This is a genomic window from Polyangium sp. 15x6 (assembly GCF_029960785.1).
Lineage (GTDB): Bacteria > Myxococcota_A > Polyangia > Polyangiales > Polyangiaceae > Polyangium.
This window is the reverse complement of the sequence record NZ_JASBQE010000065.1, coordinates 38,925-62,512: the sequence shown is the minus strand read 5'-3', so window position 1 is coordinate 62,512 and position 23,588 is coordinate 38,925. Positions and strand designations below refer to the sequence as shown.

Here is a 23,588-nt window from a genome sequence, read left to right as displayed (position 1 = left end):
CTACCAGCGGCCCTGCTGCACGCGGCCGATCATTTCGTAGGGATATCCCGGCTCGAAGGCGCTCGCCTCGTCGAGGCGCTTCATTTCCTCGGCGGAGAGCGCGAGCTCCGCGCCGGTGAGGCAGGCGTCGAGCTGTTCGATGGTGCGCGCGCCGAAGATGGCGCTCGTGACCGCGGGCTTTTGGACGAGCCACGCGAGCGCGACCGCGGCCCTCGTGGTATTGCGCTCCTTGGCGACGGCGGTGACCGCGTCGAGGGTGCGCCAGTTGCGCGGGGTGTCGAAGCCCGCGAGCTGGCTCTTCCACTTCTCGAGCCGCGCGCCCCCGGGCGGGGGCTGGTTTTTCTGGTACTTGCCGGTGAGGAACCCACCGGCGAGCGGCGACCACGGCAAGATGCCGAGCCCGAATTTCTTGCAAAGCGGCACGTGCTCGCGCTCGAGCTCGCGCGAGACGAGGCTGTATTGCATCTGCAGCGACACGAACGCGCTGAGATGCGCGGCGCGGCTCGTCCAGAGGCTATCGGTGAGCCGGTACGCCGCGTAATTGCTGGCGCCGATGTAGAGGATTTTTCCTTGGCGCACGAGGTCGTCGAGCGCGCGGAGCGTCTCCTCCTCGGGCGTGTCGTTGTCCTGCATGTGAATCTGGTACAGGTCGATTCGATCGGTGCGCAGGCGCCGGAGGCTGTCCTCGACGCAGCGCATGATGCGATACCGCGAGGCGCCCGTGCCGTTCGGGCCGTCGCCCATACGAAAGCGGAATTTCGTGGCGAGGACCGCGCGCTCACGGTGCTTGCCCTGCACGAGCCAGTTCCCGACGACGCGCTCGGACAGACCGTCCTGCCCGTAGACGTCGGCCGTGTCGATGAAGTTCAGGCCGCGGTCGAAGGCGCGGCTCATGATCGCGTGGGCCGTGGGCTCGTCACAGCCCACGTTGTGCATGAACGATTTCTCGTCGGCCTCGCCGAACGTCATGGCGCCGAGGCAAAGGGTGGAGACCTTGACGCCGCTATTTCCGAGGGTGCGGTATTCCATGGGGTCCTCTCGCTCGTTTCTTTCTGCCGCCCCGAGTCTAGCCGCGTGGGCGCCGCTGTCGACCCCGCCGGCCGCATGGTAACCTCGGGCCATGGCTCAGCACCCCACGCTCAACGTCATGCGGATCCTGTGGATGGCGATGCTCATCGCGACGACGATGTACGTCGGCCTCGCCTTCTCGGGGATTTTGAAGCCGCCGCCCGAGCCCGTGGTGCCCATGATGCCGTTCGTGTTCGGGCTCCTGTCCCTCGTGCTCACGATCGTGAGCTTCGCCCTGCCCCGCAGCATCCACGCGGCCGCGGCGCGCGCGGCCGAGGTGGAGATCCGCGAGGAAGCGCCGCCCGACGCGTTCTCGGGGCACTATCGCGAGGCGATGGAAAAGCGCCGCGTGTTCGCCGATCCCGCGGCCGCGATGGCCAAGGCTTACACCTCGTACATGACGCCGTTCGTCCTTTCGATCGCTTTCTCCGAGGCCATCGCGCTCTTCGGGCTGGTCCTCGCGTTCCTCGGGTTCGAAAAGATCCTCGTCGTGCCGTTCTTCGTCGCAGGCGCGACGCTGATCGCGATCCGCTTCCCCACGCAACCGAAGATCCTCGACGCGTTCGAGGCGGCGCGGGGCGCGACGTTTCCGTCCTCCACTTCGTAGCGCTTTCCGACCATTGACGCGCGCTCGCCGCGCAGGTTACCTGCGGGGATCATGAAACGTCGATTCTCCCGCTCTCGGCTGTCCCTCGTCTCGCTCCTCGTTCCCGTCGCGCTCGGCTCGGGCTGCGCAGCCGGAGGTGATACGACGTCGAGCTCGAGCAGCGGCCAAGGCGGCGACGGCGGCGAGGCGGGCTGGGGCGGGCCCGGCGGATCGGGCGGCACCGGGGGAATGGGCGGCAGCGGCGGCGTCGGGGGAATGGGCGGATCGGGCGGCAGCGGTGGCGTCGGCGGCAGCGGCGGTGTCGGTGGAATGGGCGGCAGCGGCGGCGCGAGCGTGTGTACGCCCGGGGAGCTCGACGCGTGTTATTCGGGCCCGCCGGGCACGCAGATCGTGGGCCTGTGCAAAGCGGGGCTCAAGACGTGCCTCGAGGACGGGAGCGGATATGGCCCATGTGTCGGCGAGGTCGTGCCCGTGCCCGAGTCGTGCCAAACGATGGGCGACGACGATTGCGACGGGCTCTCGAACGAGGAGGGCTGCGCCTGCACCCCCGGCGCGACGGCGCCTTGTTACACGGGGCCGACGGGCACGCTCGACAAGGGAGCGTGCAAGGCGGGCACGCAGACGTGTAATGCCGAGGGCACGGCGTACGGAGCCTGCGTGGGGCAGGTCTTGCCCGCGACGGAGACATGCCTTTCCCCGGCAGACGAGGATTGCGACGGGCTCGTCAACGAGAGCGGCGCGGGTTGCGTCTGCGCCCCGGGGTCCACCACGGTCTGTTATACCGGGCCGAACGGGACACTCGGCGTCGGCATTTGCAAGTCGGGCACGCAGGTGTGCAATGCCGACGGGACGGCGTACGGGCCCTGCATGGGGCAGGTTTTACCCGGGACCGAGACGTGCGCGTCGCCGGAGGACGAGGATTGCGACGGGCTCGTCAACGAGAGCGGCGCGGGCTGCGTCTGCCAGCCGGGATCCACCACGGCATGTTATACCGGGCCGAACGGGACGCTCGGCGTCGGCATTTGCAAGGCGGGCACGCAGACGTGCAATGCCCAGGGGTCGGCGTACGGGCCCTGCGTGGGCGAGGTCTTGCCCCAGGCCGAGAATTGCATGACGCCCGAGGACGAGAGCTGCACCGGGCTCGTGGGCGACATGTGCGCCACGACCGGGTGGATCCGGTCGTTCGGCGATACATTCGATCAGGACATCATCGACATCGCCACGGACGCGCAGGGCAACGTGATCGTCGTGGGGCAGTTCGTCGGGACGATCGATCTCGGCGGAGGGCCGCTCTCGGCGCCGAACACGGTGCACGACATCCTCGTGGCCAAGTACGACGCGCAGGGCAATCACGTCTGGAGCCATCGATACGGCGCGAACGGCACGGACGGGGCGCGTGGCGTGGCCGTGGACAGCGCGGGAAATATCGTGGTGACAGGTGTTTTCCAGTCGACAGTCGATTTCGGCGGCGGGCCGCACGTGAGCGTGAGTGGAACGAGCGACGTGTTCGTGTTGAAGCTATCGTCCGCGGGCACGTTCCTATGGAGCCGGGCGTACGGGGCCGCGGGCGGGGACGAGGGCTCGGCGGTGGCCGTCGATCCGGCGGGCAACGTGATCGTGGCGGGGCATTATCGCAACACGGTCGATTTCGGCGGTGGCGCGATGACGGCGGCGGGGCTCGACGATCATTTCGTGCTGAAGCTCGATCCGGCCGGGCTCCACGTCTGGAGCAGGAGCTACGGCGACGCGACCAGCCAGGGGATGCGAGGCGTCGCCACGGACGCGACCGGCGCCGTGTATTTCACCGGCTTCATGGAGGGGACGGTCAATTTCGGCGGAGGGGATCTCATCAGCTTGGGCGGTCAGGACGCGATGCTGGTCAAACTCACGGCGGCGGGGCAACATCAATGGAGCCGCCGCCTCGGCGGAATCGGCACGCAGGTCGGCAATGGCGTCACCGTGGACGGCGCGGGAAACGTGATCGTGACCGGCGCGGCCGCGAGCACGGTCGATTACGGCGGCGGAGACCTGACGAGCGCGGGCAGCAACGACATCTTCGTCGCGAAGTACGACGGCGCGGGCGTGTTCCAGTGGGCGAAGCTCTTCGGCGACAGCGGCGACCAGGTCGGATTCGCCGTCGCGACGGGCGCGCAAAACAGCATCGTGCTCGCGGGCCGCATGACGGGCTCCGTGAATTTCGGCGGCGCCTCGCCGCTCGCGAGCCTGGGCGGCAACGACGCCTTCGTCGTGAAGCTCGACGCGCTGGGCGCGTACGTCTGGGGCCGCCGCGGCGGGGACAACCTCGAACAATGGGGCCGCTCTACGGCCGTGGACGGGTCGGGCAACGTGTTCGTCGGGGGGCGATTCCAGGGCACGCTGGACCTCGGAACCGGCCTCGTGTCGAGCGCCGGCGCCAATGACGCGTACGTGGCGAAGCTCTTGCCCTGACCGGGCCGGAGACGCTCAAGATACCCCTTCGGCCCGGAGCGCGTCGACGAGGCGCGCATACTCCTCGGGGTCATTGTAGATTTGCGCCGAGATACGGAGAACCCTTCCGCGCGGGGGCGGAAAAGGGATCACGGGAACCTCGATTCCATGGCGCGAAAAGAGGGCCTCCTGCAAAGGGTCGAGGAAGAGCGGGGGCGCGGGCGGGTCGCCTCCGGCGTCCGGCAGGCGGATGGCGGCGAGCGAGCCGATCATGGACGCGGGCGCGGGCGGAGGCGCGCCGAGGGCCGCGCACAAGCGTTCCCGCGCGGCCAGGGCCGTCTGCCGGTTGTGCTCGGCGAGGGCCGGCGCGCCGCCCGGCAGGAGCGAAGCGAGGAAACGAATCACCTCGGGGAGGACCAGATACGGCGTGGGATCGTGCGTGCCGGTCCAGTCGAATTCGAGCCGGAAGCGAGAGAGATCCGTCCGAGGGCTGTTCGCGCCGTGGCTGATCGAGAGCGGGCGGATCTGCGCCTGTTTGTCGGGGCGCACGTGGAGAAACGCCGCTCCCTTGGGCGCGCACATCCATTTGTGACAGTTGCCGGTGTAATAGGCGGCGCCGAGCGCGCGGAGGTCGAGCGGGACCATGCCGGGGGCGTGGGCGCCGTCGACCAGGGTATCGATGCCGCGGCGGGCGAGCTCGGGGACGAGGCGCTCGACGGGGAACACGAGTCCGGTCTGGCTCGTGACATGGTCGACGAGCGCGAGGCGCGTGCGCGGCCCCGTGCAATCGAGGACGGCCTGGACGACGTCGTCGGGGGATTCGAGGGGGAAAGGGACGGCGGCGACGACGACGCGGGCCCCGGCGCGCGCGGCCACGAACTCGAGGGCGTTGCGGCAGGCGTTGTATTCGTGGTTCGTCGTGACGAGCTCGTCGCCTGGGCGGAGGTCGAGCGAGCGAAGGACGGTATTGACGCCGGCCGTCGCATTGGGGACGAACGCGAGGTCCGCGGCGCCCGCGCCGACGAAATCCGCGAGGGCCCCGAGGGCGGCGTCGAGGAGCGGCTCGAGCTCGCGGACGAAGAACCGAACGGGCTCGCGCTCCATCTGCGCCCGCAATCGATCCTGCGCCTCGCGAACACGAAGCGGACAGGCGCCGAACGAGCCGTGATTGAGGAAGGTGATGGCAGGGTCGAGATCCCAGAGCGGCCGGACGCGGGCGGCGTGGGAGGGGGGATATTCGTGAAGGGTCATCGGGTGCGGGGGCTCAGCGAAGGAGGAACAGGAGGCTGCCGCCGATGATGAGCGCGTACAGGCCGAGGAGCACGACGGTCATCATGCCGACGAACGCCCAGAACTCGCGCTGGCGCTCGATCGCGGTGGCGATGAAATCGAGGCGCCCGTCGGTCGCGATGACCTGGTTGATGCTGTCGCGATACCGGAAGAGGCGCGAGCCAACGACGGCGTAGAGAATGGCGAGGATGAGGTACACGATGAAGGCGATGGCCCCGTACTCGCCGATCGCGCGCGACGTCGAGGTCGAGCTCATCGTGTAGAGGCCGAAGACCACGAGCCCGACGGCGCCGATGTAGCTCAGCGTCCCGAACAGGGTGATCCAGGGCCGCGTCTTCTGGAGCGAAAAGACGATCGCGTCGATCGAGGGATCGTGCGGGGCGTCGTCTTCGGCCGACTTCTTTTTCTTGGGCCGCTTCGTGGTCTTCGTTTCCTTGGGCGCTTCGTACGGATTCAGCTCGTCCTCGTTCGACACGATCGTCTCCCCTATTTCGACAGGATCTCCTCGACCTCGCGCTGCCATTTCGCGCCGAGCTCGGGATGAATCATGCGCACGTAGGCTGCGTATCCGCGCAGCCAGGCCGGAAAGTCGGGTTTTCCGCGGGCCTGGGAGGCCACGCCATGGCTGCGGCAGTTGTTGAGGATGGCCTTGAACCGCCTCCGCTCCTCGCGCGGGATGGACGGCTTCTGGTCGACGACGAGCCCCGTCACGCGCTGGCGATTGCCCTTGCGCATGATGCGACGTTTCTTGACGTTCTCCGCGAAACCCTCCTGCTGGAGGATCGCATTGACCCACCAGAGGAACCGCCCGAGGCGCGCGGGCGGGTCGCGGAAGGAGAACGTGAGGTCGTCGGCATAACGGGTGTACGTGGCGCCGGTCTTCCTGGCGAGGGCGTCGAGGCGCGCGTCGAGGCGGCGGCAGACGAGGTTCGCGAGGGCCGGCGAGGTGGGCGCGCCCTGGGGCAATGCGCCCGGCCAAACCACGGTGCCGTCCGGCAGCTTGGCCCGGTGGGTCGTGAGGCCGGCGAGCGCGACGGCGACCTCCTCGTCGTAATGGCGACGGAAGAAGCCGACGACGCGGCGGTAATGGACCGTGGGGAAGAAGTCCTCGATGTCGACGCGCACGACGACGGCGGCGCCGACGTGAGGGCTCGCATTGGTGAGCGTGGAGCGCTCCTCGATGAAGCCGTGGGCCGCGGGGTGCGCGGGGATCTTGGCGAGGATCTCGCGCAGGATGGCGCGCTGGACGCCCTTCAAGCGGACGCGGGGGGCCGAGATCTTCCGGAGTCCGCCGGTGCGCTTGGGAATCTCGAACTCGACGTAGCCGCTTCCCTTGCCGGTGCCGGGGCGCATGAGGGCGGGCAGCTCGCCGGGTTTGACGCCGACGAGCTTGGCCACGCCGGCGCGGGAGCTCAGCTTGGGGACATCGACGTGCGGCGGGGGCTTCGTGGCGGTCGCGCCGCGGCGAAAGGCATATCGGGAGCGAAAGAGCCCGAAGGTCCAGCCCGTGGGATTCCAGCCCCCGGGCGCGATCGGGTTCGCGAACCGCGAAGGCGAGGCGCGTCGATCGGGCGGCGCGACATCCGCGAGGCCGAGCGTCTTGACGGCGGCGCGCGCGGCACTCGCGACGGCGTTGTCGGCGTCCTTGACCATGCGGCGAAGGTGCTGCGCCGCGTTCCCGCGGGCGAAGATGAGCGGGACGATCCGGACACCACGGAGCCGCTCGCGCGGATCCTCGCTGCAGAGGAGCTTGCCGACGGGCCCGACGAAGGCGCGACCTGCGTAGAAGCGCGCGACTTCGTACTCGGCGAGGCCCTGGTGTCGCTCGAGCAGCTCGGCGACGCGCTCGAAGTTCGCGTCGGGATCGGCGAGCAAGGGCTTGAGCTCGAGGAGGAGGCCGACAAGGCTCATGGCGGCGCATCCTACCAGGGATGGGGGGAGGTTTTTAAGGGGGAATGGATGCGTGTGCGCTCAGCGTCCGCGGGTGCGGCGCTGCGGGGACTTGCGTGCGGGGCTCTTTCGGGTGGGCTTCGGCTCGGCGGGGGAATCGGAGCCGAGGACCTCGGCGAGCGTGGAGGCGGTGAGGATCCGGTCCGTCATGCGGTCGAGCGCCTCGATCGTGGCCGCGTCGAGGGCTTCCATGACGGAGGCGGGGAGCTTGCCGAAGCGGAGCTCGAGCTGGCGCGCGAGAACGTCACGACGGCCCTCGCGTTTGCCTCGCTCGATCCCCCGTTCGATCCCTCGCTCGATCCCTCGCTCGATCCCCCGCTCGATCCCTCGTTCGAACCCCTTCTGCTCCAGCCGCTCGCCAGCGTGGAAGATCTGATCGAACACGCTGTCGCCCACGGCTCTCCGCACCGCCATGATTACCTCGTCCTCCTCTCGCTTACCGACCTTTCGAAGATACATCATCACCGCCGCGATCGCAGCATCCCCGTCCGGCGCGTGCACCACCTGCCGGAGCGCCTCCGCCCACCGGCCGAGCCCCGCGAAGAGCTCCTCCGGGCTCCGCGAATAACGCAGGAGGTACAGGACCAACCGACCGAGCGTCGTCATCGCCCGGCGAGACAGCTCTGCGTCGTCCACGTGGCTGATGTCGTCCAGCACGATCCCGAACCGAGGGACATGGTCGAGCACGCCCATGACGACCCCATCGACGTCCACGAGCTCCTCGAACCGCCGTGCCGCCCGCCATCCTGTCTTGCTGTGGTGCAAGACGACCGGAACGATCACCGGCAACCTCTTCGCCCGCGGGTGTTCGTCCCGGTACGAGCGCCAGATCCGCACCATGTACTCGAGCAGCCGCAAGAGCAGCCACGCGTCCACGTAACTCTGGTGTTCCCAGAGCACGTAGATGAAGGCTTCGCGGCCCGCGATCTTGGCGGAGAACAGCAGATCACTCCGGTGCCCGTCGAGCTCCGGATCCACGAAATGCCCCGGGGCGAGCGCGAGCGTCGAGAAGTCGATCTTCTCGACGAGCGTCGCCGGGAGCATCGACCGCAGCGCCGGGGCCGCGTGAACCGGATTCGAGAAGACGTACTGGAAGAGCGCGTCGTGCGGGTTGTCGGTCATGCGCCGACAAACGAGCGTACCTGGAAAAACCCCGCCGTCCACAATCGAGCATGCGCCGCGATTTTTGGGACGAATTCGGTACGCTCACCGCCGCCGAGGCGAGAAGGCTCCCGGAGACCTCGCCACTTGCTCGGCAGAGGCGTACACAAGACCTACAGCTGCAAGCTGTATCGCCCCGCAGGGCGGTCTCGTGACGCATCGTTCTTTCATGGGGTACAGGTCGCAGCCGCGACGTGACATCGCGGGTGATAGCTGGCTGCTCGTGTCCCCGGGAGCCGTCCTCATGGGAACATATTTTCCCGATGCAGGGAAGCCCTGAAAGAAAGACGCTCACGGGAGGCGCCGCCACCTGCTCGGCAGAGGCGTACGGGGACGAAAAGCCCTGCGGGGCGGTCCCCGTGACGCTTCATTCTCCATGGGGAGTCGTTCGCAGCCGCGACGTGACATCGCGGGGTGATAGCTGGCTGCTCGCGCCTCCCGTGAGCGAGGCGATCACATCACATCTTGGGCTCGGGCGGAAGGGCGTCGTCGGGGCGCGTCGTGTCCTCTTCGAGCAGCGCGCGGAGACGGTCGCGCGGGCCGCCCGGGGCGCGGCGGACCAGGGCGTCGAAGCGGCGCGTCTCGGCCCGGATGCGCTCGCCGTGGGCGCGGAGCGCGGGCAGAGCGTCCTCGGGGAGGGTCGGGCGGGCGAGGACGGTGAGGTTTTCGAGAAGCTCGCGGTGGCTGCGCGGCGCCGTGAGCGTGGCGCTCACGCCGGGCTGCGTGAGCGAATACCGGTAGCAATCGGGGGCGCTCGGGGGTCTTGTTTCCGGGGCGTCGCCCGGCGCGGGGCGCAGGAGGCGGCCGTAGGAGGTGGCCGTGAACGTGAGGACGCCCGTGCCGCGCGCGAGGGCCTCGGGGAGGAAAAAGGTTTCGGCGCCCGGGTGCGCGGCGCTGTGGCGGGTCATCACGACGGGCCAGGGGTGCTTCTGGAGCGCGGAAACGGCCACGGCGCGGTCGTGCGTGGAGAAGCCGAATGCGCGCAGCTTGCCTTCGTCGCGAAGGCGCGCGAGGGCCTCGTAATCGTCGTCGGCGAGGCGATCGGGGGAGCGGACCCAGAACAGGAGGAAGACGTCGATCCAGTCGATACGCAGGCGCGCGAGCGTGCGCTCGACGTCGGCGCGGAGGGCGTCGGGGCCAGAATGGTACGTGCCGGCGACGAGGACGAGCCCCTCCCGTCCGGCCCGGCGTGACCGCAGGAAACGCGTGAGCTCGTGATAACGCGGCTCCCAGAAGAACGCATTGACCCCGGCGTCGCGGGCGTCGGCGAAGCTCGACGCGACGAGGCCGTGGGCGCCGGAGACCACGAGCGGCGACACGAAAAGCCCCGTCGCACCGAGGGGTCGCAGGGTGACGCCTTCGGGCCGCGCGGGCACCGGCGCGCGTTTTCGAGCCGGCTCCGCGGCGGCCGGGGGTGACGCCGGGCGATGCTGGACGAGGGATGGCTGCTTCGAGAATGCCTCGTCCGGGAGCACGAGCGTCAATGCTTCGAGGTGCGCCTTCACGAGGGCTCCCTCGGCGCCGGGCGCGAGCGCCGCGACGAGGCGCGCGAGGGCCCGATCGTCGCCGTCGCGAAGCAACCAGGTATAGGCCGAGGTGCGTACGGCCTCGTCGGGCTCGGGTTTCGCCGGGTCGAGCAGCGCGAGGAGACGATCTTCCAGGCCGACCACGGCTTCGAGGGCGCTCGCGGCGGCCGCGCGGACCATCGGGGCGCGGTCCTGGGAGAGGCGGAGCAGGGTGCGAAAGGCTTCGGGGTGAAGTGATTCGTCCTCGGGCGCGAGCAGATCCGCGGCGCGGGCGCGGAGGAAGGGGTCTGTCGCGAGGGCAGAGGCGAGCGCGCAGGCGCGGACGTCGTCGGGCGCGAGGTTTTTTCGATCGCGGAACACGAGGGTCATCGCCTGGCGGCGGAGCCACGGGTCGGCGTCACTGACGGCGGCGGCGAGGGAAGCCTCCGCGTCGAGCACGGCCGCGCGAATCCATGGGTCCTCGTCGGCGAGGGCGCGGACGCGTTCGACGGGCGGGAGGTCGCCCCCGGCGGCGCGGGCGGCGAGGGCGACGGCGCGGGTCGCCGGGTCCGCGCCTTCGGCGGCGCGGGCGAGCAGGGCGTCGTCGCCGAGCAGGGCGGCGGCTTCGGCGACGGCGCGACGTTCCCGAACGGAGACGGCGCGGGGGGCGGCGGCGACCAGCGCCTCGGCCCAGGCCCCCAGAATCCGCGGCGAACCGGGGCGCCTCTCCCATCCCGCGAGCGCGGCCGCGCGGACCTCCTCGTCCGGATCGTCGAGCGCCCCGAGCACGACCGGGAGCGACCGCTGATCCCGCAGCAATCCCGTCACCGCGGCCGCGCGCAGCCCCGGCGCGCCGCTCTTCGCCAGGCCCCGCACCCGCTCCAGATCCTCGGCATTCCCCCGCACCGCGAGCACCTCCGCGGCCCAGGCGAGCGCCCCGGGGGACGGCGGATCCGCCGTGAGAACGCGCCGCGCGAGCGGCAGATCCTCCCCGCTCCCGAGCCGATCGAGCACGGCGCGCACCTCGGCGGCGGCGTGGGGCACGCGGGGCTCGTCGAGCCATCGCAATGCGAGCAGGAGCGCGTCGGGATCGTTCCGCTCGCGCAAACGACGACGGGCGAGGGCACGCAAAGACGCGTGGGGGTCGCCGAGCCAGGCGACGAGCGCGGCGGCGGGCACGAGCGAGGGGTCGGCCTTTTCGAGGCGCGCGGTGACGACGGCGGGGTCCTCGTCGGCGAGGCCTTCGGCGAGCTGCACCGGCGGCGAAGCGGCCGCGGCCGGCGTATCGGCGGCGCCGGCCCACGCGGCGCCGAGGTAATGCGCGGCGGAGGCGACGGTCCCGGTCGGATCCTTCGCGGCGGCCTGGGAGACGGCGTCCCGCACCTCGAAATCGTCCTCGCCGAGCACCACGAGCGCCTGCACGGCCGCGTGCCGGACGCGCCAGAAGGGATCCGCGAGCGCCTCGACGAGCAGCGAGAGCGCCTCCTTCCCTCCCGCCGCGGCCGCGGCGCGCACGGCCGATCGGCGCACCCACCACACGGGCTCCTTTCGAATGGCGCGGGCCGCGTACGGCAAAACGTCCCGTGATTCGAGCCGCGCGAGCGCGCGATAGGCGCGGTCGCGCACCGAGGGCATCACGTCGTCGAGCGCCTCGACGAAGGCGGAGGCAAAACGCCGGCTGCGCAGCTCGCCGAGCTTCTGGGCGGCGGCGGCGCGGACATCGGCGTCCTCGTCGCCGAGCATGGCCTGACGGAGGGCGAAGCGGGCGGGGAGCGGGCGGGGGTCGAGCGTCTCGGCGGCGTCGCGCCGGGCCTCGGCGTCGTCGTCGAGGAGGCGGACGAGCGCGGGCGGGCTTGCGGGGGAGGAGCGGTCCACGGGATCGCCTTCGAGCGGGACGGCAAAGTCGAGCGAATGTCAAGCGGCGCGGCATTCCGGCTTGCCGGGCTCGTTCGCTCCCGATTACCCTCCCGGGCCGCTCGGAGGGAGGTGTTCATGTCGAAGGTCAGCGAACAGGTCCAGAATCAGATCCGCGTGAGCGACAAGGTCGTCGCCTCGGCCCGCACGCATGGCGCGGCCGTCGCGGAGAACCTCGCGGCGCGGGCGCAGGAGGTCCAGGGGCCGCTCACGAAAGCCACGAAGCAATCGTACGTCGCGGTCTTCGAAGCGCTCGCGGACGGCCTCGCGCGGTCCGCGGCGGAGCTCGGCAAAGCGGAGGAAGACCTCGCCGCCGAGCGGGCGGACGACATCCCGGTGCGGGCCTCGCGCGACGCGGCGGCGACGGCGCTCGCGACGTTGCTCGGGCTCTTGCGCCGGACGATCGAGGATCACATGGGGGCGGCGGCGCTCGCGACGTACGGGCTCTCGACCGAATCGCCGCGCGTGCCGGCGAAGCTCTTGCAGTACACGAAGACCGTGGCGCGGCTGCTCGGCGAGCACCCGGCGATCGTGGTCTCGCCGCTCGGCTCGACGTTCAACACGGCCGTCGCGCAGCAATCGGTGATCAAGCAATCGAGCCAGCTCGAAGCGGCGGTGGGGGACGACCATCGCGAGGCGCGCGAGCTGGAGACCGCGCTCGCGGCGCGGGACCGCGCGGCGGCGGCGTGGTCGGATGCGTATCAGGGGACGGCGTCGACGCTGGAGGGGCTCTACCGGCTGGCCGGGTATCGGGACCTGGCGGAGAAGGTGCGGCCGACGCAGCGGAAGCTCCGCGGGGAGGATGAAGGGGCGGAGATCGAAGGGACGGAGCCGCCGAAGGAGGGGTGAGGGTCAGGCGTCCGAGGGGAGCCAGAGGTCGGTGATAGGAAACTCGATCGCCTCGAACGGCTCGGCCCGTACGCGGTCGTCATACCCCCACACGCCAGCGCCCACGTCGCGCCAGAGCCCGTTGTACGCGACGAGCGTCCTGAGCAGGCGGTCGTCGAACTCGACGATCCACAACCACGTCACACCGTGCTTCATGTAAAATCGGTGCTTGGTCACGAGATGGTATTGGCGCGTGCGCAGCGCACCGATCTCGCACACCCAGTCCGGAACGATCGTGATGGCATTGTCGAGCGGAGGCTCGGGCATACGCTCGCGGCGCCAGCCCGCGAGCGCCGGGCAGACCTCGGGCGAGTCGGGCAGCGCGATCCAGGGCTCGATGAGGATCCACCATCCGCCAGGGCCACGCCAACCAATGTCGAAAGGGCTACCGAGGTGCATCCCGAGCGCCTGCGCCGCCCGTGCTCGCTGAAAATCGAAACGTCGCTGGGTGTAGGGCACACCGTCGAGGATCTCGCGTTTCACGTTCAGCGGCGGGCCGTGCGTGGACTCGGTCATGGGCCGAGTTTGTCCGAGAACAGATCGGCGCGCAAGCTTTAGCCCTTCGCGGGCAACCAGAGATCGGACAGATCGAGCTCGATCGCATCAAACGGCTCGATCCGCGCGCGGTCGTCGTTCCGCCATGTGCCGAGGTCGAGCCAGCGGCCGTTTTCCAGACGATGCGCCAGGAGCACGCGGGCAGCGGGGTCGATGAACCACAACCATCGGACGCCGTGCTTCGCGTAAAACGGTTTCTTGATCTGCTGATCGTAGTCCCGTGTGCTCGGGGAGAAGATCTCGCAGACCCAGTCGGGCACGATCTTGATGGGATCGTCACCCGGCGGATCAGGCATCCGCTCGCGAAGCCAGCCGGCCAGATCCGGAGAGACTTCGGGCGAGTCGGGCAGCTCGATGCCGGGCTCCGTGGCGATCCACCAGCCACCCGGGCCGCCCACGCCGTCCTCGTACGGGTTGCCGATCCGGCGGTTGAGGACCGACGCCCCGTGAACATGCCGAAACCGCGGCCGCGGCTGCGTGTACAGCACCCCATCCAGGATCTCCCCCTTCACGTTCGACGGGAGCGCCAGGAGGTCCTCGTACGTCGCACGTTTCCGCGCAGCATCGGCGGCCATGCCGTGAGGTTGCCCGAGCCCGGGGCGCGCCGCAAGCCGCCGAGGACGCTGGGAAACGCCTTCGCGCCGGCCGCGAACCCGACGTTTCCATGGGAAACGCCTTCGCGGACGGCGCAGACCCGTTTTTTCGGCGACGGACGCCTTCGCAGTCGCCGCCAACCCGTCCGTCAGACGACGGACGTCTTCGCAGACGCCGCGAACCTCTCCGTCGGATGACGGACGCGTCCGCGGGTCGGCGCGATCACGTTTCCCACCGGGAAATCGGGCGTGCGGGCTCCGCGAAGGCGTTTCCCACGGCCGGAGACGTGATGGCGGGATGGGCCCTGACCTTCCGGGACCGTTCTGGTAGAGTCGCGCGCATGCCGGACGTCCTCGCCATCGTCAGCAAGGCCGTGTTCGAGAAGGAAGCGGGCGGACGCAAGCCGGGCAAGGTGTGGCCCATCGACACCTACCACAGCCAGAGCAAGGGCCTCGCCCCGCTCGCCGGCGGAGGACGGCTGTTCATGGTGACCGTGCGGCCGCCGGCAGACACGCTCTGGCTCGTCGCCGTGCTGGAGAATCCGCAGCTCACCGGCAAGGGCTGGCGCAGCGGAAAGAACCGCGTGCCGATCAACGACATCACGTCGCTCGTACCGAGGATCCGGTTCGCGAATGGAAAAGGGATCACCGCGTCGCCCGGCACGCTCGGGATGTCGCTGCAGACGCCGCGCGTGCTCGACGCGCCCTCGGCCGCGCTGCTGCTCGGCGCATCCTGGAGCGGCGGCGTGGCGCCGGCCGTGAACGTGACGAAACACGATGCGGCCGGGCCTTTGCCGTGCCTGTGCAAGCTGTGTTTGCCGCAGAGCACCGAGCGGGCAGAGACGGGCGGAATGGCGTTCGTCCGTTCGAGCACGGAGGCGCTCGGGCGCGTGCTCCATTTCTGGATGCCCGAGGAGCTGAAGAAGGTCGAGGGCGCCGTGGGCCGCTCGGTCCGGACGGCGCTCTCGTCCCGCCTCGCGGCGCAATGATTCGACTCGAAGTCCTCGGCGCCCATACCCAGCTCCTCTCGACCCTCTGCGCGAAATGCCCGCAGGGGCCGGCAGGTTGTTGCAAGGCGCCGCCCGAGATGGATTGGTCGGACGTGGGGCGCGTCGTCGCCGGGGGCGGGCGCGATTTCGTGCTCGCGAGGATCGCCAAGAAGGAGCTGATTCCGACCAAGCGCGGGCTCGAGCTGCGGCGGGTGAAGCGGCGGGAGGCAAAGACGGAGCCGATGGAGCGCAAATGCGTGTTCCACGGGCCGGGCGGATGCACGATCAGCCCGGCCATGCGCCCCGCGACCTGCAATTACTTTCTCTGCGAGGATACGTTCGTCGAGGGGGGCGAGCGGAAAGGCGAGCCGAGCGCGGTGCGGGCGAGGCAGGCGCACGGGGCGCTGCGGGCGGTGTTCGAGCGGTGGGACGCGGAGCTCTCCGTCAGGATCGCGGAGAGGTGGCCGGAGGGGCCGGCGTGGGACGCGGCGTTCCTCGATTGGCTCGGGGAGGCGTTCGTGGAGATGGAAGAGGCGTCAGGGACGAAGCGCGCCGCATGGCCCGGCCCTGCGTAGAGCCGCGCGCGCCCCGGGGCGGGGTCAGCGGTCGCGGCAGAGGATGAAGTAGTGGTCGAGGGCCTTTTCGCCCTTGTAGGCCGCGCCGATCGAGACGTGGGTCGAGACCTTGCGCATGTAGTCGCGGGTGCCGTTGTAGACGAACTTCTGGAGGCCCTTGGAGTTCGGGATGACCTTGGGCCAGCCCGCCGCGACGGGGCCGTCGGGGACCTGGAAGTAATCGATCACGACGCCGCCGCGCGCCTCCCACTCGGCGCGGCCCTTCGTCGGGACCGCGACGAAGAAGCCCGGGCCGACGGTGCCGAGGAACGGCGACTCGTTGTATCCGAAGAGGCGCGCTGAGCCGTCCTCGGGTCGGCAAAACCGCTTCTGGAAGAGCTTGAGGCCCGAAGGCAAGGGGAGCGTGTTGCGGCCGTCGTGGTGGACCGGGGCGAGCTTCGTGATGTCCGTCGGGACGAAGTGGTCGAGCGTGATGAGGGACGCCCTCTCGGCCCTCTGGTAGAGCTTGCGTTGCTCGTCGCGTGAGAGGGTGCGGGTCTCGTTGAGCCTGTCTTCGGCGGAGAGCCCGTCGAGGTAGCTGGCGATGGCGTCGATGGTGGCGCTGGAATCTTGGATGAGCTCTCGAAAGCGCACGTGGCCTCCTCGGTTGCGGGAGGATATACCACCGTCCCCGCGATGATCGTCACGTCGAACCTGGGCAAATCGTACGGCGACCGGACCCTCTTCGAGGAGGTGTCGCTGAAGCTCAACCGGCAGAGCCGCTACGGGCTCGTCGGCGCGAACGGCTCCGGCAAGACGACGCTGCTCGAGATCCTGGCCGGCGACGAGGCCCCGACCGAAGGGAGCTTCAACATCCCCGCCGGCGCCCGCATGGGCGTGCTGCGGCAAGACCGGTTCCTCGAAGACGAGGCGAAGATCCTCGACCTCGCGATGATGGGCGACCGGATCGTGTGGGAGGCGCTCGAGGAGGAGAAGCGGATCGTGGAGGACGGGGCCGGCGACGCGCAAAGGCTCGCGGAGGTCGCCGACGTGATCCGGGCGTACGACGGCTACACGCTGAAGGCGCGGGCGACGTCGATCCTGGTGGGCCTCGGGATCCCGATGGAGGCGCACGAGCGGCCGCTCGCGACGCTGTCGGGCGGGTTCAAGCTGCGCGTCCTGCTGGCGCAGGTGCTCGTGGGCGGGCCGGACGTGCTCTTGCTCGACGAGCCGACGAACCACCTCGACATCCTGACGATCCGCTGGCTCGAAAAATTCCTGAACGCGCACGACGGCGCGGTGCTCGTGATCTCCCACGATCAGCGCTTCCTCGACAACGTGGCGACGCACATCCTCGACATCGATTACGGGACGGTGACGCTCTACCACGGCAATTACACGGCGTTCGTGAAGGAGAAGCGCGCCGAGCGGGAGCGGCAGCAAGCGGAGGTCGAGCGGATCGAGGAGGTGATCGCGCACAAGCAGTCGTACGTGGACCGGTTCCGGTACAAGGCGACGAAGGCGAAGCAAGCGCAGAGCCGGCTGAAGCAGATCGAGAAGATCGAGGTGCCGGAGCTGGAGGAGAGCTCGCGGCGGACGCCGGTGTTCAAGCTGTCGATCGCGCGGCCGAGCGGGCGGGACGTGCTCGACGTCGCGGGGATCAACAAGTCATACGGGGAGAAGCGGGTGCTCACCGCGGTGTCGCTCGTGGTGCGGCGAGGCGAGCGGGTGGCGGTGATCGGGCCGAACGGGATCGGCAAGTCGACGCTGCTCAAGATCCTCGCGGACCGGCTCGACAAGGACGCAGGCACGGTGCGCTGGGGGCACGAGGCGCGCGTGGGGTACTTCGCGCAGGATCACCGGGAGGTCCTCGACGATCCGGAGGCGACGCCGCTCGGGATCATGAAAGCGGCATGCCCGACGGAGCCGGAAGCCGCGGTGCGGGGGCGGCTCGGGCGGATGCTGTTCTCGGGCGACGACGTGAACAAGAAGGTCGGGCTGCTCTCCGGGGGAGAGGCGGCGCGGCTTTTATTCTGCCGGATCCTCGTGGAGGAGCCGAACGTGCTCCTGCTGGACGAGCCGACGAACCACCTCGACGTGGAGGCGATCGAGGCGCTCGCGGAGGCGCTCGTGGCGTACGAGGGGACGCTGATCCTGGTTTCGCACGATCGCTGGTTCGTCTCGAAGATCGCGACGCGTATCCTCGAGGTGCTGCCGACGGGCCGAAACGATTTCCCGGGCACGTACGAGGAGTACCTCGCGCGCTGCGGCGACGATCACCTCGACGCGGAGGCGGTGGTCCAGAAGGACAAGGCCGCGAAGAGCGCAGCGAAGGCGCAGGAGCCCGCGGCGCAGGTGTCGGGCTCGGCGTGGGAGGACCAGAAGAAGAAGCGCAATCGCTTGAAGGAGCTGCCCGGCAAGCGGGACAAGGTGCTGGCGGCCGTCGAGGCGGCCGAGTCGCAGAAACGAGAGCTCGAGTCGCGTTTTTGCGAGCCGGGTTTTTTCGAGCGGACGAGCAAGGACGACGTGGCCGCGCTGGATCGGCTACGGAAAGAGCTCGACGGGAAGATCGAGGCCCTCCTCGGGGAGTGGGAGGCGATCGAGAAGGAGCTCGCCGAGGGCGGGTGACGTCCGAGGTGGTGGGTTGCCAAAAGCCGGCAGCGCGTGATAGCTGGCGGCCCGGTACGATGAGAAAAGCTGCGATTGTTTTGATGTCCGGCCTGTTCGTGTCCGGATGTGGTCTCGTCAACCTTCAGACGAACATCCCGGGTCTCGGGGGAGACTCAGGGACGCCCACCACAGGGCCTTTCGGCATCTTGCCGTACGACGAGGACGAGGCGGGCAAGGCGGTGCTCGAAACGTTCAAGTCGTGGGATTACACGTCCTGCGAGAACCACATGTGCGTGCCCGATTTCAAGAAGAAGGCGGGCGTGAAGGAGTACCAGGACAAGGCGACGTACATCTACCAGTATAACCCGCGCCGGACGCTGAAGAACCCGGATCCGACGTGGCTCACGGGCTGGGACAAGCTGTCGGAGGACGAGAAGGCCAACACGGCGGACGAGACGTACCAGGCGCTGATCGTGGCGGCGATGCGCAGGACGTGGCTCGCGAAGTGCTACGCGGACTACCTCGCGATCGACAAGGAGGCGCGGGCGAACGACGCGAAGTGGGCCGTCGAGATCGCGGAGGCGTCGAAGATCCCGAGCCCGTACGGGCGCATCGGCGCGCTGCTCGGCCTGCAGAAGACGGCCAACGAGGCGGCGAGGAACGATTCGGTCATCGACATCCTGATGACGCAGGTCGGGTTTCAAAGGGACCTGCGCGTCGCGATCAAGAAGGCTTACGAATCGACGGGGCGCGATTACCTGTACGCGATCGTGAACGGCGCGCCTCAGCAGAACGACGTCCGCGCCAGGCTCGACGCCGCGACGGAGCGGGACATGTATTGCGCCTACGCGGCCTCGAACGGGACGTCGAAGACGCCGGCGCTCGACGGCGCCGGACGCGGCAACTCGTACACGGAGCGCGGCGCGAAGTACGTGAAGCCGCTTTTCTCCGAGGAGACGCAGAAGAAGATCGATCGGCTCCGCGAGAAGGAAGCGAAGAAGTCCGTCGACGAGGCGCGGCCGGGCAATTTCTCGAAGGTGTACATCGAGGGGATCGAGAAGGGCGAGAAGGAGATCCCCGGTCACCCGAAGCTCGGGTACTATTCGGGGTTCGGCGAGGTCAAGAAGATCACGCAGAACGGCGGCAAGACGGATCTCGAGATCCTGTACGCCTACACGAACGAGTACGCCTACGATTGCGTGGAGACGAACCGGATCCACAGCATCCAGAATGGGCGAATCGTCTACCGGGAGATCTGCAAGACCGGCAAGAGCATCCAGGAGACGACGGTGCGGCTGACGCTCGGGGAGATGCCCGAGGGCGTGACGGTGCAGGTCGGCGACAAGGTCGAGGGCTACGCGGTCGTAAAGAAGCACGAGGCGAAGACGGTCACGGACACGAAGCCGCTGATCAAGAAGACCGAGCTCTGGGTGCTGGAGCTCGAGCACCTTTCGAAGGTGACCCGCAAGGACAAGCTCGTCGGGCAGTGGTTCTGAGCTGAACGAAGAGCGTCGTCAGGCCCGGGGGGGTCGAGCCCGCACTCGACCCGGCGCGCGCGGGCAGAGCTCGGCCAGGGTATCGAGGAAGTCGATACATTCCTGTTCGGTCGTGCAGGGGTGCGGCGCCACGCGGAGGACCTCGTGGCGTCGCTGGTCGATATCGATGCCCCGCTCGGCGAGGGCTTGCACCACCGACTCGGGTTCCGGTACCGCAATGCAAACGCCGCCCGCCCGAAGTGAAGGCGCGCGCGGCGTCACGACCTCGAATCCACGCTCCAGGGCGCCGTCGTGGAGGAGCGCGCAGAGCTCTGTGTTGCGTCGCTCCATCGACTCGACGCCGACTTCCAGGGCGAAGCGGAGTCCGGCGCGCGATCCGTAAATGGAGGGCAGCCCGGGCGTGCCCTGCTGGAAGCGGCGCGCGCCGAGTCGCGGGAGGTAGGCGTCCTCGAACGTCTTTTGCGTGACGAAGGCGTCGAGGCTCCTGTGGGCAAACCACCCAGGATACGCGGGTTCGAGCTTGTCGCTGAGGGACGGGTCGACGTACATGAAGGCGAGCCCGGTCGAACCGGAGAGCCACTTGTGGACACCTCCGACGACGACGTCCGCGCCGAGCTGCGTGACGTCGAGCGGGACGATGCCCACCGCCTGATAAGCGTCGAGCAAGAGGACAGCGCCCACGGCGCGCGTCCGTTCGCAGAGCGCCCGGACGTCGAGGCGCGCGTTGTAACGCGAGACCAGCGATACGGCCACGATCGCCGTGCGCTCGTCGATTTCCCGGAGAATGGCCTCTTCGGAGACCGAGGATCCATCCGACGACGGCACCTCGACGACTTCGAAGCCACGCTGCGCCTGCGCGTTCCAGAGGTGAAGGGAGGAATGGAAATCGAGGGCGGTGGTGATGATCCGCCGGCGTACCGGTCCCGGGTGGATCGACGCTGCAATGGCGGCCTGGCAGGCGGTGGCATTGTCACGCAGCGCGATCGTGGCGGGCTCCGTATGCAGGAGCTTTGCGATGAGCCCGGTCATCTCCTCCACGCGCTCGTACCAGGTTCCGATCGCGCGATTGTTGAGCGCGCGGCTGCGGATGTACTCCGTCAGGTCCTCGAGCCCCTCGGCGGGGAGAGGCCCGATGCTCTGGGAGGCCAGGTAGTTTCTCTCCGCGAAGACGGGAAAGCGCTGGCGGTAGGGGGCGAAGTTCGTGGTCATCACGGGTAACACAACCTGTAGAGGGCATCGAAATACTGCTCCGATGCCCGAGCGACGGCCTCGGCGCCGGCCCAGGCCGCAGCGAGGTGCGCCTCGCGCGCGGGGACGAGCCTCGCCAGGCAAAGCGAATCCTCCGCGTGATCGACCTCGAGCTCCTCGTGGAGGTGCAGCCACGTGAGCACCTCGCGCGGGAGCTCGTGCTGGCGACGGAACTCGGATCCGAGGCGAACGTCGACCTGTTTGCCGTAAATCTCGATCAACATGAGGGCGCCGATCGATTCGTATTCGTCGGTCGAATAGAGCGGCTCGTTCAGCCGCGCGTGGAGCTCCCGGCCAGGGGCGAGGAGGAGCGTGTCGTCGAGCGCGAGGCGGTAGGGCGCGAGGCCGTCGAGCAATGTCCTGAACAGGCCTCGATGGGCGCGCTGGAAGTCGCCCTCGCCGAGCTCGTCGTTGAGCTGCTTGGCGAGCAGGCAGCGGGCCCGATCGTCGCTCACCTTGGCCACGACGTGCGCGAGCCGGGCGGGGAAGTCGTGGACCACGCCTTCCCAGAAATTCGCCATGATGAGCCACAGATGACCAAAATGCACCGGCTCGCGCTGCAGGCGCTGGAAGAAGGGGTGATCGGTGAGAAGGTGCTTTCGCTCGTAACGCTCGACGATCTCCTCGGCCGGCCTTAGCTTGCGCTCGGAAGGGGCCGGGGTGATGGGCATCGGCGCGTGGGCCTGCGGCGAGACGTACACCGTCAGCCGGCGCTTGCCCCCGTCGTGGCGCAGGCCGACGTAGCTATGCTTCCGGTTGGTTTTTCCCTCCGCCTTCGCGGGGAGCGCCGCCTGGTAGCTCCGGACGGGCAAACCATGAAGGTCCATGTAGCCGGACACGCGCTGTCGGACCATGTGGTCGCTGCTCGTGTAATCGACGATGGGCACGTACAGGGTCTGCGAGAGCGGGGCGCTCATGTGGATATCGCGGAACGCGGTGCACGTGAAAATGGGGCGGCCCGTGTAGGGCCCTTCCCCGCCCGTCATGTGACGGCAAAAGTCGACCATGGAATCGACGTCGCAGGCGTCCGGGAGCAAGGATGCCGATAGCTCCGCGAGTGATACCCCGTGGTGGCTCACGTACACCTTCGCGCGAGCCTCGCCGTGCGGGCTCAGGTCGAGCGCGAAATACTTGAGCTCGTCGAGCGCAAATCCTCTCCGCAGCGGGCCCTCGAGCATTCTCCGCCACGCGTGCCGGTAGCCGAGCCGCCACAGCGCTTCTTCGACGACCGACTGTGCGCGCGCGGTGCCCTGCGCTTGGGCATCGAGATAGATCTTGAATTCGGGCGCCTGCTCGGGCTGGAACGCGGCCGCGTGCCACACGGCGAGCCGCCCCGCGCCGCGCGGCTCGAAGAGGTCCTCCACCTCGTGCAGCTTCGAAAGCGAGGCATTGAAATCGTGCTGCAGGCGTCGCGACAGGTCCTTGCCGGCGCGCCAGAGGGCGTCGAGGCCGGGTGATTCCCCCTGGGCCTCCACGAGCACACGGATTTCGGGTTGCTCCTCCTCCGAGAAAGCCACGGAGAGCTCGTACGGCGTTCCATCGTCGGCGACGTTGCTGCGCCACCCGCGCAGATCGCCCACGCGGCGGTATCCCCACGGCTCGATCATCGCGCGGAACGTGCCGAGCAGCGAATCGATCTGCGCGTGCTGCCCGAGCGCCCTGGCCAGCGAGCGTAGCTCGGCCGAGCCATGCGCGTAATAACTCGTCGCGGAGACGTCGGGCGTGACGTCGGCGCTCGTTCGAGGGCGGTCGGCAGGGATCACGTTGGTTTGGTCCATGGTCGTTGTCATCCGTTCGTCTGCGTCGTCGCCCATCGCCCGGCGATGGCCGAGTCCATGCCGGCGATGGACGTAAAAAACGGCGCCGCGCGGGGAGGGCCGCTCGCGACGTGCGCAGGGCTCGCGACGATCGCCGCGGCGCAATCGATCCACCCGTCGCGCTCGAGGTCCGCCGTGCGATAATGGACCCGGACGCCGGACGCCGTCTCCGCGAGCTCGACCCTGTCCCCCAGGACGTTCAGGTATGCCTCGACGGCGCAACCGTTGCCGTGTTCGAAGTGGTCGGGATACAGCGGATCGATCGCGTCTCGTTGCCTCTCGGGGATGTAGTCGCGAATGTCGCCCGGGTGGACCTGCTCGAAGGACGCATTGATGATGCGCAGCGCCTCGTCGGGGAGGGCGTCCGAGAGGATGCGACCGTCACGAAATGCCGCCGCGAGTCCGGCGAGGCCGCCACCGATGATCACGACATCGGCCTTGGACCGGGTCGTCGAGCGCCGAGGGTTGGTTCCGAGGTTCCCTGAGCTAGCGTGAACTTTCACAAAAATCTGCTCTGACGGTTTCAGGGAATGCCAATGTAGCCAACGTCTGCCGGAGCAGGTTTGAAAAGTCAAGTGGCGAGAACTGCTCCGGCGCATGGTTCTTCCGGAAGAACCGACGCCTCGGGATCCCAATGCGCATGGGAGAATCGCGCCGCGCCTCTCCGGCGCAGGTCTGCGACAGGAGAATGCGCACCTCGGCACCGGTGTCAGTCCGCCGAATCGACATCCCGCTGCGGCATCTGGTCACCTTGCCCGACGAGAGGGACCGCGCCCGCACCGCCAAGCTCGTCCGCAAGGTCACGGGCTCGCGGAGCGGCAAGGCTCCTCCGCAAGCGACCAAGCCTTACGCGGCTTGACAGGCCGACGAGCGTGGCCACGTTGGCCCGCCTGAGCATCTGGGAGGGGTCGGGGTG

Annotated in this window: 20 protein-coding genes; 8 read left to right on the top strand and 12 right to left on the bottom strand. The window is 68.8% G+C overall.

Annotated elements, in window-relative coordinates; translation table 11 throughout:
• Window positions 1–1,029 (bottom strand): aldo/keto reductase, encoded by a 1,029-nt coding sequence (locus tag QHF83_RS35550; protein WP_282422469.1) that lies wholly within the window; start codon window positions 1,027–1,029, stop codon window positions 1–3.
• A gap of 91 nt (window positions 1,030–1,120) precedes the next feature.
• Between QHF83_RS35550 and QHF83_RS35545 the strand changes: the two genes are divergently transcribed.
• Both QHF83_RS35545 and QHF83_RS35540 read left to right on the top strand, forming a co-directional pair.
• Window positions 1,121–1,675, top strand: a complete 555-nt coding sequence (locus QHF83_RS35545; RefSeq protein WP_282422468.1) for a hypothetical protein — start codon at window positions 1,121–1,123, stop codon at window positions 1,673–1,675.
• A gap of 51 nt (window positions 1,676–1,726) precedes the next feature.
• Window positions 1,727–4,123, top strand: a complete 2,397-nt coding sequence (locus tag QHF83_RS35540; protein ID WP_282422467.1) for an SBBP repeat-containing protein — start codon at window positions 1,727–1,729, stop codon at window positions 4,121–4,123.
• A 15-nt stretch (window positions 4,124–4,138) separates the two neighbouring features.
• On the opposite strand, the gene QHF83_RS35535 is transcribed toward QHF83_RS35540, so the two are convergent.
• The 5 genes from QHF83_RS35535 to QHF83_RS35515 form a co-directional block, all read right to left on the bottom strand.
• Window positions 4,139–5,353: an aminotransferase class V-fold PLP-dependent enzyme gene (locus QHF83_RS35535; RefSeq protein ID WP_282422466.1), complete on the bottom strand. Its 1,215-nt coding sequence runs from the start codon at window positions 5,351–5,353 to the stop codon at window positions 4,139–4,141.
• Between the two features lie 13 nt (window positions 5,354–5,366).
• The gene (locus QHF83_RS35530) at window positions 5,367–5,867 is read right to left on the bottom strand and encodes a hypothetical protein (RefSeq protein WP_282422465.1); all 501 of its coding nucleotides are present in this window, start codon (window positions 5,865–5,867) and stop codon (window positions 5,367–5,369) included.
• Between the two features lie 11 nt (window positions 5,868–5,878).
• The gene (locus QHF83_RS35525; RefSeq protein WP_282422464.1) at window positions 5,879–7,303 is read right to left on the bottom strand and encodes a reverse transcriptase family protein; all 1,425 of its coding nucleotides are present in this window, start codon (window positions 7,301–7,303) and stop codon (window positions 5,879–5,881) included.
• A gap of 60 nt (window positions 7,304–7,363) precedes the next feature.
• Window positions 7,364–8,464 (bottom strand): Rpn family recombination-promoting nuclease/putative transposase, encoded by a 1,101-nt coding sequence (locus tag QHF83_RS35520; RefSeq protein ID WP_282422463.1) that lies wholly within the window; start codon window positions 8,462–8,464, stop codon window positions 7,364–7,366.
• Between the two features lie 497 nt (window positions 8,465–8,961).
• Window positions 8,962–11,883 (bottom strand): aldo/keto reductase, encoded by a 2,922-nt coding sequence (locus QHF83_RS35515; RefSeq protein WP_282422462.1) that lies wholly within the window; start codon window positions 11,881–11,883, stop codon window positions 8,962–8,964.
• A 117-nt stretch (window positions 11,884–12,000) separates the two neighbouring features.
• Here QHF83_RS35515 and QHF83_RS35510 point away from each other — a divergent pair, with 117 nt between their 5' ends.
• Window positions 12,001–12,771 carry a hypothetical protein gene (locus tag QHF83_RS35510; protein ID WP_282422461.1) on the top strand — a complete coding sequence of 257 codons (771 nt, stop codon included), beginning with the start codon at window positions 12,001–12,003 and terminating at the stop codon, window positions 12,769–12,771.
• Window positions 12,772–12,774: 3 nt separating this feature from the next.
• Here QHF83_RS35510 and QHF83_RS35505 read toward each other — a convergent pair whose 3' ends face one another.
• Window positions 12,775–13,326, bottom strand: a complete 552-nt coding sequence (locus tag QHF83_RS35505; RefSeq protein WP_282422460.1) for a Uma2 family endonuclease — start codon at window positions 13,324–13,326, stop codon at window positions 12,775–12,777.
• 38 nt (window positions 13,327–13,364) lie between these two features.
• Window positions 13,365–13,940: a Uma2 family endonuclease gene (locus QHF83_RS35500; RefSeq protein WP_282422459.1), complete on the bottom strand. Its 576-nt coding sequence runs from the start codon at window positions 13,938–13,940 to the stop codon at window positions 13,365–13,367.
• Window positions 13,941–14,299: 359 nt separating this feature from the next.
• Here QHF83_RS35500 and QHF83_RS35495 point away from each other — a divergent pair, with 359 nt between their 5' ends.
• Entirely contained in the window at window positions 14,300–14,947 is a 648-nt protein-coding gene (locus tag QHF83_RS35495) for a hypothetical protein (RefSeq protein WP_282422458.1), read from the top strand.
• A complete protein-coding gene (locus tag QHF83_RS35490; RefSeq protein WP_282422457.1) occupies window positions 14,944–15,522 on the top strand; it encodes a hypothetical protein in 579 nt (192 codons plus the stop codon). The genes QHF83_RS35495 and QHF83_RS35490 overlap by 4 nt, the downstream gene beginning before the upstream one ends.
• Window positions 15,523–15,546: 24 nt before the next feature.
• On the opposite strand, the gene QHF83_RS35485 is transcribed toward QHF83_RS35490, so the two are convergent.
• Complete coding sequence (locus QHF83_RS35485) at window positions 15,547–16,155, bottom strand: hypothetical protein (RefSeq protein WP_282422456.1); 609 nt, start codon at window positions 16,153–16,155, stop codon at window positions 15,547–15,549.
• A gap of 42 nt (window positions 16,156–16,197) precedes the next feature.
• Here QHF83_RS35485 and abc-f point away from each other — a divergent pair, with 42 nt between their 5' ends.
• Together abc-f and QHF83_RS35475 are read left to right on the top strand one after the other, a co-directional pair.
• Window positions 16,198–18,129 carry a ribosomal protection-like ABC-F family protein gene (abc-f, locus tag QHF83_RS35480; protein WP_282422455.1) on the top strand — a complete coding sequence of 644 codons (1,932 nt, stop codon included), beginning with the start codon at window positions 16,198–16,200 and terminating at the stop codon, window positions 18,127–18,129.
• Between the two features lie 83 nt (window positions 18,130–18,212).
• Entirely contained in the window at window positions 18,213–19,607 is a 1,395-nt protein-coding gene (locus tag QHF83_RS35475; protein WP_282422454.1) for a hypothetical protein, read from the top strand.
• 18 nt (window positions 19,608–19,625) lie between these two features.
• Here QHF83_RS35475 and QHF83_RS35470 read toward each other — a convergent pair whose 3' ends face one another.
• The 3 genes from QHF83_RS35470 to QHF83_RS35460 are packed head-to-tail and all read right to left on the bottom strand — an operon-like array spanning window position 19,626 to window position 23,100.
• Window positions 19,626–20,816 carry an aminotransferase class V-fold PLP-dependent enzyme gene (locus tag QHF83_RS35470; RefSeq protein ID WP_282422478.1) on the bottom strand — a complete coding sequence of 397 codons (1,191 nt, stop codon included), beginning with the start codon at window positions 20,814–20,816 and terminating at the stop codon, window positions 19,626–19,628.
• Entirely contained in the window at window positions 20,816–22,633 is a 1,818-nt protein-coding gene (locus tag QHF83_RS35465) for an iron-containing redox enzyme family protein (RefSeq protein WP_282422453.1), read from the bottom strand. Before QHF83_RS35465 ends, QHF83_RS35470 begins: the two co-directional genes overlap by 1 nt.
• Window positions 22,634–22,641: 8 nt before the next feature.
• The gene (locus tag QHF83_RS35460; protein WP_282422452.1) at window positions 22,642–23,100 is read right to left on the bottom strand and encodes a hypothetical protein; all 459 of its coding nucleotides are present in this window, start codon (window positions 23,098–23,100) and stop codon (window positions 22,642–22,644) included.
• A gap of 278 nt (window positions 23,101–23,378) precedes the next feature.
• Here QHF83_RS35460 and QHF83_RS35455 point away from each other — a divergent pair, with 278 nt between their 5' ends.
• On the top strand, window positions 23,379–23,531 hold the full coding sequence (locus tag QHF83_RS35455) for a hypothetical protein (RefSeq protein ID WP_282422451.1): 153 nt from the start codon (window positions 23,379–23,381) through the stop codon (window positions 23,529–23,531).
• Window positions 23,532–23,588 lie beyond the last annotated feature (57 nt).